Source organism: Synechococcus sp. BA-120 BA3, assembly GCF_034931285.1.
Taxonomy (GTDB): Bacteria; Cyanobacteriota; Cyanobacteriia; order PCC-6307; family Cyanobiaceae; genus Cyanobium.
In genome coordinates, this window is sequence record NZ_JAYGHZ010000323.1 from 1 (window position 1) to 7,307 (window position 7,307).

The 7,307-nt window shown below is 70.0% G+C and carries 6 protein-coding genes and 1 pseudogene; 2 read left to right on the forward strand and 5 right to left on the reverse strand.

Features of this window, described 5'->3' with window-relative positions:
• Positions 1–1,059, reverse strand: a 1,059-nt coding sequence (locus VB737_RS13345; protein ID WP_500313661.1) for an AAA family ATPase, incomplete at its 3' end; no start/stop codon positions are given.
• Between the two features lie 100 nt (positions 1,060–1,159).
• Between VB737_RS13345 and VB737_RS13350 the strand changes: the two genes are divergently transcribed.
• A complete protein-coding gene (locus VB737_RS13350) occupies positions 1,160–1,636 on the forward strand; it encodes a glycine zipper domain-containing protein (RefSeq protein ID WP_500313662.1) in 477 nt (158 codons plus the stop codon).
• On the forward strand, positions 1,633–1,998 hold the full coding sequence (locus VB737_RS13355; protein WP_500313664.1) for a phage holin family protein: 366 nt from the start codon (positions 1,633–1,635) through the stop codon (positions 1,996–1,998). Before VB737_RS13350 ends, VB737_RS13355 begins: the two co-directional genes overlap by 4 nt.
• Before the next feature lie 13 nt (positions 1,999–2,011).
• Here VB737_RS13355 and VB737_RS13360 read toward each other — a convergent pair whose 3' ends face one another.
• The 4 genes and pseudogenes from VB737_RS13360 to VB737_RS13375 all read right to left on the reverse strand — a co-directional run.
• On the reverse strand, positions 2,012–2,917 hold the full coding sequence (locus VB737_RS13360; protein ID WP_500313665.1) for a glycosyltransferase family 2 protein: 906 nt from the start codon (positions 2,915–2,917) through the stop codon (positions 2,012–2,014).
• Between the two features lie 120 nt (positions 2,918–3,037).
• On the reverse strand, positions 3,038–5,026 hold the full coding sequence (locus tag VB737_RS13365; protein WP_500313666.1) for a S8 family serine peptidase: 1,989 nt from the start codon (positions 5,024–5,026) through the stop codon (positions 3,038–3,040).
• A gap of 109 nt (positions 5,027–5,135) precedes the next feature.
• Positions 5,136–6,782, reverse strand: a complete 1,647-nt coding sequence (locus VB737_RS13370) for an alpha-amylase (protein WP_500313667.1) — start codon at positions 6,780–6,782, stop codon at positions 5,136–5,138.
• 117 nt (positions 6,783–6,899) lie between these two features.
• Positions 6,900–7,307, reverse strand: a pseudogene (locus VB737_RS13375) (class I SAM-dependent RNA methyltransferase); the annotation flags it as partial.

Here is a 7,307-nt window from a genome sequence, read left to right on the forward strand (position 1 = left end):
GTTCTGCTGCAGCTGCTGGCGGCGACGCTGCAGCTCCTCGGCCTGCTGGCCGTGCAGCTCCGCCTGGCGGGCCAGCTCACGGCCGCTGGTTTCCAGACCGGCCAGTTCGGCCTGCACCGCCAGCAGCTGGTCTTCGCCCAGGGTCTTCACCTCCGCCTGCAGCTGCTCGAGGGCGGCGGTGGCGGCGACCACCTCGGCTTCGCCGGCCACGATCGCCTCCCGCTCCTGCTCCTGCTGGCGGTCGAGGCGCTCGAGGCGGCTGGCGAGGGCCAGGCCGTGGGCGCGGGCCTCCTCCCAGGCCAGCACCTGCTCCTGCAGGCGCCCCTGGTGCAGGCGCTCGCGCAGCTCCTGGTAGGTGCGCGCCTTGGCGCAGTCGCGTTCGAGCTTCTGGCGCGCCGTCAGCAGTTCCTGTTCGACGATGCGGCAGCGCTCCTGCCGTTCCACCACCTCATCGAGCTTGGACCGGCTCTGCTCGATGCGGGAGTCGAACAGGGCCACGCCGGCCAGCTCATCGATGATGCCGCGCCGGTCGCGGGCGCTCATCGAGACGATGCGGGTGACGTCGCCCTGCATGACGACGTTGCTGCCCTCCGGATCGACACGCAGGCGCCGCAGCTGGGTCTGCAGCTGCTGCAGGTTGCAGGGCACCCCATCGGCGCTGAAGCTGCTGCTGTAGGTGCCGCCGGGGGCCACCCGCAGCCGCCGGGTGACGCTCCACTCCCGCTGGCCCCGCTGCAGCCAGGGGCCCTGTTCGGGGACGTCCAGCCCCTCCTCGGCGCTGTCCGGCTGCCAGTCGCCCAGGTCGAAGCGGACGGTGACGCTGGTCTCGGCGGCCTTGCCCTCGCGCAGCACGGCACTGTTGATCAGGTCGGGGAGACGCTCGGCCCGCATGCCGCGGCTGGTGGCCAGTCCGAGGCAGAACAGCACCGCATCGAGGATGTTGCTCTTGCCGGAGCCGTTCGGGCCCGTCACCACGGTGAATCCTTCCTCCAGCGGGATGGTCATCGACCCGCCGAAGGACTTGAAGTGGGTGAGCTCGACCTGATTGATGTGAACCAACAGGCCCGTGCGCCGAGCAGCACGAATTTAACCGAGGTGCTGACGATCACAAGCCCTCCTTCCTACGGTGATGCCGTGCAGCCGTCGCACGGAGCGCCCCATGGAAACGGACACCACCCCTGTCGAGTCCCCGGCGGCCCCGGCCCCGGCCCCGGAGCCCGCCGGCAGCGGCGAGGCCCAGCAGGTGCAGAACCAGTTCCGGGAACGCTTCGAGAGCCTGCTGCCCAGCATTCAGAAGGAGTGGCCCGAGGTGGCCCGCCACACCCTGGAGGCCACCCGGGGCAGCTTCGACCACGTGGTGGAGGTGATCAGCCGCCAGAGCGGGCTCACCACCGCCGGCGTCAAGCAGCAACTGCTGGATCTGGTCAACGTCACCGGCGAGCAGGCGGGCCATGTGGTGGATTCGCTGCGGCCCCTGGAGGAGCAGCTGGAGCATCTGCTCGATGAGCTGAACACCACCCTGCGGCCCCGGATCGAGAAGCCGGTGCGGGAGCGGCCCCTGATGGCCCTGGGCATCGCCGCCGGCGTGGGGCTGCTGGTGGGCCTGCTGCTGTCGTCGGGCCGGCGTTCGGCATGACCGGTCCGAACTTCAGCCGGGTCACGGCTCTGATCAGCTCGGTGATGGACCTGCACGTCCGCATCGCCCTGCAGGAGGCCGACAGGGAAAAGCGGCGCCTGGTGGGCGGCGGGGTGATGCTGGGCCTGGGCCTCACCCTGATGACCCTGGCGCTGGTGGCGGCCGAACTGGTGCTGCTGCTCTGGATCCGCGAAGCGTTCAGCCTCAGTTGGCTGCAGGCCGCGGCGGCCGTGGCCGCCATCGACATGGTGCTGGCCGGGATCAGCCTGCGCATCGGCGGTCAGATGCTCAAGGGCCCCTACCTCCCCGAGACCACCGCCGGCCTGATGCGCACCACCCGGGCCCTCACCGGCAAGTTCTGAGCCATGGCGGGCCTCAGCGGTAGGCCGAGTGCGGGATCGAAGGCCTCCGCAGCAGGGCGTCCACCATGCCGACCGTCTCGAAGCAGCGCCCGACCAGCTGGAACAGCGGCAGCAGCAGCCGGTCGAACCCCTTCAGATAGCTGTCTCCGAGCCGGCGCAGGTCGCGGGTTTCCCGCTTCGTGCGCTGCAGCAGCACCGGCAGGATCGAGCCGATGGTCGGCCCCCGGGGGGCCTGCATGATGTCGGAATAGCCGACGTTCCGGTGCACGTCGAACAGGAACGGCAGCCCACCGATGGCGTGCAGCATGCGGGCCTCCGGATGGAAGAAGACGGTGTGGCCGGCCTCGAGCAGGCGGCGATTGCGCAGGCGCGCGGAGAGAAAGGGCGTGATCGCCTCCGGGTAGGGAAAGGCCTCCAGGACCGCACGGCGATACAGGGCACCGTTGTTGGAGATGAAGCTGGAGGGTGACGGTCGGCCGTAGTCGTCGAAGGCGCGATGCAGCAGATTGAGGCAGCGGCGGTAGGGGGTCTGGTCGCCGTACCAGGTCCGCCCGCTGACCACATCCACCTCAGGGTGTTCGCGCAGCACGCCCACCAGGGTTCGCAGCCAGGCGGGATTGGGCAGGCAGTCGGCCTCGATCACCGCGACCAGATCGCCGCGGCACTGGCGGACGCCGTCGTCCTTCAGCCTGGCCGACTGGGTCTGGTCGGTGAAGACCACCCGCGTCTGCGGGGCGATCCTTTCGAGGATCTCGGGCACGGCGTCGGCGAACCGGGGGTTCTCCATAACGATCAACTCGAACGGCTCGTCGAAGTCCTGAGCGGCGAAGGCCTTCAGCACTTCGATTTCGTCGTGCCAGGTCTTCTGATCGCTGAGCTCGAAATCCGAGACGATGACCACGGAGATCGTGGGCTCCACCGGGACCGCACCATTCAGGGAATGGACCGATTCTGCGGCAAACGTTCCGCCTTGGGTCGCCAACAGCCCGTCCCGTCTCTGCACCGATCGCATCGCGCGATGGGTTGGGGGCACCAGGCTTCAGAAGCCCATCTCCAGCCGCAGGCTGCGCAGGGTGCCCCGGTCGGCCCGGGCGGTGTCGGACACCTCCAGGGTCCAGGTGCCGCTGGGGTCCTTGCCCTTGAGGTCCGCCAGGGCGGGGGCGTTGATGGCGTCGTAGGTGACCTTGAGGTTGTCGGTGCCGCCGCCGGAGCGGTCGTGCAGCAGCACGGGGGCGGCCCCGAGGGCAGCCGGCGGCTGCAGCCGCACCACCAGATCGCCGATGTAGGTGTGGTCGAGATCCACCGCCACCCGGATCGACTGCAGCGGGCCCGGGGCGGCCACCGGCAGGGTGAGCGTGGCGGTCTGGAAGTCGTTGATGGGCACGTCCTGCACGGCCTGGAACACCAGGGCCGCCGCCGGCTGGGGCGGGCGGGCCAGCTCCACCGCCTTGCGGGCGCTCACGCGCCCGTAGCCGTAGAAGGGGCTGCGGCCGCCGGCGTCGTAGTTGCCGCCGGTGGGGTCGATGCGCACACAGGCCTGCCGCAGGATCTCCCGCACCTGGTCCCAGCGCAGGGCCGGATTGCGGGCCAGCACCAGGGCGGCCACCCCGGCCACGCCGGGGCAGGCGCTGGAGGTGCCGCCGAAGGAATTGGTGTAGTGCCCCGCCGGGTCCCCCTTCTGGGGGCTGCCCTGGTTGTAGCCCGCCACCCCGGCGCGGTCGGTGGTCCAGATGCCGGGGGTCAGGGAGGGGCGGCCGTCGCTGCTGGGGAAGCTGCACCACACGGCCCGGCCGAAGTCGCTGTAGGCGCTGCGTTTGGACTGGTCGTTGCAGGCCGCCACGGCGATCACCCTGGCGTAGCTGGCATAGCCGTCGTTGTCGACGCTCTCGTTGCCGTTGCCGGCCGCGAACAGGACCACGCAGCCCTTGCCGCCGCGGCCCTGGGTGGTGGCGAAGTCGATCGCCAGCCGGGTGGAATCCGGCAGGGGCACCACCTGGCGGTGGGCCGGGTCGTTCGGGTCCCACCAGGCCCCGTCCGGTGGTCCCCAGCTGCAGGAGATCACGTCGGCGCCGTTGCGGGCCGCCCACACGAACGCCTCCGCCTCCGCCTGGGAGCCCAGGCCGGAGGCCAGCCGGATGGGGATCAGCCGGGCGCCGGGGGCCACCCCCGTGGCGCCGAACTGGCCGTTGGCGCAGGCCACCCCGGCACAGGCGGTGCCGTGGTCCTCGCCGCGGCCGGGTCGGGGGTCGCCGCTCTGGCGGGTCACATCCCGCGGGGCGACGATCTTGCCGGAGGAGCGGAATTCCTCGTGGTCGAGGTCGAAGCCGTCGTCCACCACGGCGATGATCGCCCCGGTGCCGTCGCTGAGGGGCCAGGCCGCCTCCACCTCGGCATGGGCATCGACGAGCCGGCCGTTGACGGCGGTGGCTTTCAGGTGCCACTCGGACGGGAAGGCCTGGCGGCGCTGGCGGCTGGGGCTCACCAGCTCCGGATGGCACAGGGCGACGCTCTCCTCGCCCAGCAGGGTCTCGGCGATCGTGAACACCGCCAGCCCGCTGTTCTCCGGAGCGGCCACGAAGTAGGCGTGGCGGGCATAGCTGAGGCCCCGCTTGATGGCGAGGCCGAGGCGCTGCAGCACGCCCTCGCAGGCCTCGGGCTCGGCGTCGTCGTCGAACTTGACGAACAGATTCTCCGTGTAGACCACGGGCCGGCCGTGGGCATCCACCAGAACGCGGCCGGCGAAGTCGATGCCGGGCTCCGCCTTGAGCAGGCTGCGGGCGGCATCGCGCAGGGCCCCATCGGCCTGGGGGGTCCGGGTGCTCAGCAGTTCGACCCCCGCTTCGCGGAAGCGTGTGAGGCTCTCGAACTGGGCGAGGATCCGGTGCGCCTCGGCGCTGACCGTCGCCACTTCGAAGGGCCGCTCCGGCATCACGGCCTGGCGATTCAGGGTGCGCACCACAAGATGATTGTCGCTGACATCAAGGTCGTAAGGGGCCGCATCTTTGCCGCCATAGCGAACCTGAACCATCGCGGTGTCCTCGCTGCGGCGATCACTCTCCGCGCATCAGCCGGTGAATTCAAGCCGCCGGAACAGGACGTGATCTGCCGTCACAGGGCTGGGGAATCTTCACCCTTCTTCAGAGGGTCACCCCCATCTCCGCCAGGGCCGCTTCCTCCACCCACACCGACACCGAGCCCCCCGGGCAGTGCCATTCCGCCCAGCCGTCGCCGTTGGTGGTGATCGGCGCCTCGATGTGGCCGGTCAGGTCGCGGAAGCTGGTGTGGCGCTTGCCCACCTCCATCCACTTGTGGCCGGCGGGCCCGTCGCTCATCAGCACCGCCAGGGCCCTGGGGTGTCCGGGGGTGCCAAGGCGGGTCCAGCCGATCGTATTGACGTGGTCGAGGTAGTCGTATTGCGGCCCGTAGGCGCAGTGGCCGCGGGCCAGCAGGAAGCGGTCGATCAGGAAGCGGTGGCTGGGCAGCACGATCCGGTAGTCCTGGCCGTTCTTGCTGTCGGTGTAGTCGGCGCCGTAGTAATCGGCATGGAAGATGCAGGGATAGCCCTGGTCGCGCAGCAGGATCACGGCGTAGGCGAGGGGTTTGAACCAGGCCTCCACCACCGATTCCAGGGCCTGCAGCGGCTGGGTGTCGTGGTTGTCCACCAGGGTCACCGCCAGCAGCGGCAGCTGCTGCATCAGGGTGCCATCGAGCAGCCGGCGCATGTCGTAGTGGCCCCGGCTGCGGCTGGCCTGGTGGAAGTTCAGGTGCAGCGGCGCATCGAACAGGCTCATGTGGCCGCCGGTGTTGGCCGCGTACCAGTGCAGGCTCGCGATGTTGTAGGTCCAGTACTCGCCCACCACGAACAGATCACGCTGGGCATGGTGCTCCAGGTCGCTGATCCAGTCGAGGAAGAAATCGCTGGCGATGTGCTTGATCGCATCGAGGCGGAAGCCGTCCGCCCCCACATGGTCGAGGCTCCAGCGGCCCCAGTGCTTGAGCTCACCGCGCACCTCCGGATGGTTCACGTTGAGATCGCTGCCCATCAGGTAGTCGTAATTGCCCTTCTCCAGATCGACGTTGCCCTCGAAGCTGGCCCCCTGGGTGCGCCAGACAGCCTTGAATCCCGGATCGAGCGTGTTGTGATCCACGGCGTCGAAGTGAGTCCAGTGCCACTGCATCGACGAATAGCGATCGCCGCGGCCGTCGAAACGGAAGCGGGTCCAGGCGCTGATCAGCCGCTCCTCCCCCAGGGGCCGGTTGCGGTCGTAGGGGTCGCAGGGCGTGGCCCGGTACTGCTCCTGCTCGTCGGCATTCATCTTGTGGTTGAACACCACATCGGCGTATACCTGCATCCCGGCGGCGTGGCAGGCCTCGATCGCCTCCAGATACTCCTGCTTGGTGCCGTACTTGGTGCGCACCGTGCCCTTCTGGTCGAATTCGCCCAGGTCGAACAGGTCGTAAGTGCCGTAGCCCACGTCCCACACACTCCCCCCCTTGCCCGCCGGCGGCAGCCACAGGGCGGTGATGCCCGCCCTGGCCAGGGCCGGTGCCTCCTGGCGCAGCCGCCGCCAGTGGCCGCCGTCGCCGTCGCTGTACCAGTGGAACCACTGCATCAGCGTGCCGTTGAATTCCGTCGGCGCCGCCAGCTTGCGGGCGCTGATCTCCGCTTCGTGGCTGGCCAGCCACTGCCGCAGCAGGGCCATCGTGGCCGCTCCGGTGTCGAGGGCCGGATCCCTCTCCACGGCCAGGGCCTCCTGCTTGAGGGCTTCGAAGAGTGAGGCCATGGCTCTGGCGGCGGCGGTGGCAGGCCCCACCGCTAGCAGCGCGGCCCAGGGCTGTCTGCTTCGCCGCCAACCTGCTGCGGAACGACGGCTGCGCCGCCACGGGGCCTGCCGTGCGCTTCAGCGGATGTCGTAACGGAGCCAACGGCAGTCGATGCCGCCGTTGCTCACCGGCACCCGGCGGCAGGCCTTCATGCGCAGGGCCCCCGTGAGGGCGGGGTTGCCGCTCAGCAGCCACAGGGTCCAGCCGCCGCAGCGTTCCTTCACCATCCGGCCCAGATCGCCGTAGAGCGCTTCCAGGTCGTCGTCGGCACCGAGCCGCTCGCCATAGGGCGGGTTGCACACCAGCACGCCGGGGGTTTCCGGGGGGCGGAAATCGCGGCAGTCCCCCTCCTGCAGCGCGACCCAGTCGGCCACACCGGCCGCCGCCGCGTTGCTGCGGGCCATGGCCAGCACGGCCGGATCCCGCTCCAGGCCCACCACGGCCGCCAGGGGTTCACCGCCCGGGAGGCTGGTGCGGGCCAGGGC

What these genes read in the sequence shown, in the direction of transcription:
- VB737_RS13355 (WP_500313664.1), top strand. Translation starts at nt 1,633, where the DNA reads ATGACCGGTCCGAACTTCAGCCGGGTCACGGCTCTGATCAGCTCGGTG.
- VB737_RS13370 (WP_500313667.1), bottom strand. Translation starts at nt 6,782, where the DNA reads ATGGCCTCACTCTTCGAAGCCCTCAAGCAGGAGGCCCTGGCCGTGGAG.
- VB737_RS13365 (WP_500313666.1), bottom strand. Translation starts at nt 5,026, where the DNA reads ATGGTTCAGGTTCGCTATGGCGGCAAAGATGCGGCCCCTTACGACCTT.
- VB737_RS13350 (WP_500313662.1), top strand. Translation starts at nt 1,160, where the DNA reads ATGGAAACGGACACCACCCCTGTCGAGTCCCCGGCGGCCCCGGCCCCG.